This is a genomic window from Dehalococcoidia bacterium, assembly GCA_025054935.1.
Lineage (GTDB): Bacteria > Chloroflexota > Dehalococcoidia > SpSt-223 > SpSt-223 > JANWZD01.
In genome coordinates, this window is record JANWZD010000062.1 from 1 (window position 1) to 618 (window position 618).

At 69.4% G+C, this 618-nt stretch carries 1 protein-coding gene; it reads left to right on the plus strand.

Annotation, left to right across the window (positions count from 1 at the left end; all coding sequences use genetic code 11):
- Positions 1-539 (plus strand): imidazole glycerol phosphate synthase subunit HisH (gene hisH, locus NZ773_16265; GenBank protein ID MCS6803482.1); only part of this gene is annotated, 539 nt, incomplete at its 5' end.
- Positions 540-618 lie beyond the last annotated feature (79 nt).

Sequence of the window (618 nt, forward strand, 5' to 3'; positions counted from 1 at the left end):
AGGTCGAGGTGACCGCCGCGCCCGAGCGCATCCGCGCCGCCGAGCGGGTGGTGGTGCCGGGCCAGGGGGCGCTTGCCGACTGCATGCGCAATCTCGCCGCGAGCGGCGCGCGCGAGGCGGTGCTCGAGGCGGTGCGCGCGAAACCCTTTCTCGGGATCTGCGTCGGCATGCAGATGCTGTTCGAGCGCGGCGAGGAGGGCGACGCCGAGGGGCTCGGCGTCTTTCCGGGCGACGTTCCGCGCTTTGCCGGCGACGCGATGCGCGGCCTCAAGGTGCCGCACATGGGCTGGAACGAGGTCTCGCAGGTGCGCCCGCACGCGCTCTTTGCCGGAATCCCCGACCGGGCGCGGTTCTATTTCGTGCACAGCTTTTACCCGCGGCCGGCGCACGCAGACCTTGCCGCCGCGGTCTGCGAATACGGCATTCGCTTTACCTGCGCGGTGGCGCGGGATAACATCTTCGCCGTGCAGTTTCATCCCGAGAAGAGCCAGGCTGCGGGTCTGCGGCTGCTTTCCAACTTCGTCCAGTGGCGGCCGTGACCGCGCAGTAGTCGCTCGCCGCAGCACGTGCTGATCATTCCGGCAATCGACATCAAGGACGGCCGCTGCGTGCGTCTGC